Origin of the sequence: Demequina lignilytica, assembly GCF_030418305.1 — a bacterium.
GTDB classification, from domain to species: Bacteria; Actinomycetota; Actinomycetes; order Actinomycetales; family Demequinaceae; genus Demequina; species Demequina lignilytica.
The window spans coordinates 1-1,711 of sequence record NZ_JAUHPX010000014.1 but is presented as its reverse complement, the minus strand read 5'-3'; the positions used below and the strand labels follow the sequence as shown (position 1 = coordinate 1,711).

The following is a 1,711-nucleotide window of genomic DNA, read 5'->3' as shown; positions in this document are numbered from 1 at the left end:
GATGGTCCGCACCAGACCAGAAACCTTCAGCTTCCGATCATGGCTCTGAGTGTTGAACTTACGTCCGACCCCTCAGGACCCAACAGTGTGCCAAGCCGACCCCGACATGCTCGAGTGTTCCAACCCCACGAAGGAGGCGTACTGATCAAGCAGCCAAGCTGCCGGCCATGTCGATGTTCCATCCATGAGCCCTGCCAGAACACATTCGGTCCTGGTGCAGGTCCTGACCAGCCAGATCCGCAGACCTGCCGGTAGGTGCTCCTTAGAAAGGAGGTGATCCAGCCGCACCTTCCGGTACGGCTACCTTGTTACGACTTAGTCCCAATCGCCAATCCCACCTTAGACAGCTCCCCCCCAAAAGGGTTGGGCCACTGGCTTCGGGTGTTACCGACTTTCGTGACTTGACGGGCGGTGTGTACAAGGCCCGGGAACGTATTCACCGCAGCGTTGCTGATCTGCGATTACTAGCGACTCCGACTTCATGAGGTCGAGTTGCAGACCTCAATCCGAACTGAGACCGGCTTTTTGGGATTCGCTCCACCTTACGGTATCGCAGCCCTTTGTACCGGCCATTGTAGCATGCGTGAAGCCCAAGACATAAGGGGCATGATGATTTGACGTCATCCCCACCTTCCTCCGAGTTGACCCCGGCAGTCTCCTATGAGTCCCCACCATTACGTGCTGGCAACATAGGACGAGGGTTGCGCTCGTTGCGGGACTTAACCCAACATCTCACGACACGAGCTGACGACAACCATGCACCACCTGTATACCCCGCCGAAGCACCCCCCATCTCTGGGGGTAGAGGGTATATGTCAAGCCTTGGTAAGGTTCTTCGCGTTGCATCGAATTAATCCGCATGCTCCGCCGCTTGTGCGGGCCCCCGTCAATTCCTTTGAGTTTTAGCCTTGCGGCCGTACTCCCCAGGCGGGGCACTTAATGCGTTAGCTGCGACGCGGAACTCATGGAATAAGCCCCACATCTAGTGCCCACCGTTTACGGCGTGGACTACCAGGGTATCTAATCCTGTTCGCTCCCCACGCTTTCGCTCCTCAGCGTCAGTTGTGGCCCAGAGACCTGCCTTCGCCATCGGTGTTCCTCCTGATATCTGCGCATTCCACCGCTACACCAGGAATTCCAGTCTCCCCTACCACACTCTAGTCCGCCCGTACCCACTGCAGGCCCGAGGTTGAGCCTCGGGTTTTCACAGCAGACGCGACGAACCGCCTACGAGCTCTTTACGCCCAATAATTCCGGACAACGCTTGCGCCCTACGTATTACCGCGGCTGCTGGCACGTAGTTAGCCGGCGCTTCTTCTGCAGGTACCGTCACTTTCGCTTCTTCCCTGCTGAAAGGGGTTTACAACCCGAAGGCCTTCATCCCCCACGCGGCGTCGCTGCATCAGGCTTTCGCCCATTGTGCAATATTCCCCACTGCTGCCTCCCGTAGGAGTCTGGACCGTGTCTCAGTTCCAGTGTGGCCGGTCGCCCTCTCAGGCCGGCTACCCGTCGTCGCCTTGGTGAGCCATTACCTCACCAACAAGCTGATAGGCCGCGAGTCCATCCCAGACCGAAAAACTTTCCCAACCCTCACCATGCGGTGGAGTCGCGTATCCGGTATTAGACCTCGTTTCCAAGGCTTATCCCAGAGTCTGGGGCAGGTTACTCACGTGTTACTCACCCGTTCGCCACTGATCAGAAGAAGCAAGCT

At 57.7% G+C, this 1,711-nt stretch carries 1 rRNA gene; it reads right to left on the bottom strand.

The window, feature by feature from the left end:
- Nucleotides 1-266 precede the first annotated feature (266 nt).
- Nucleotides 267-1,711, bottom strand: a 16S ribosomal RNA gene (locus tag QQX10_RS13605); the annotation flags it as partial.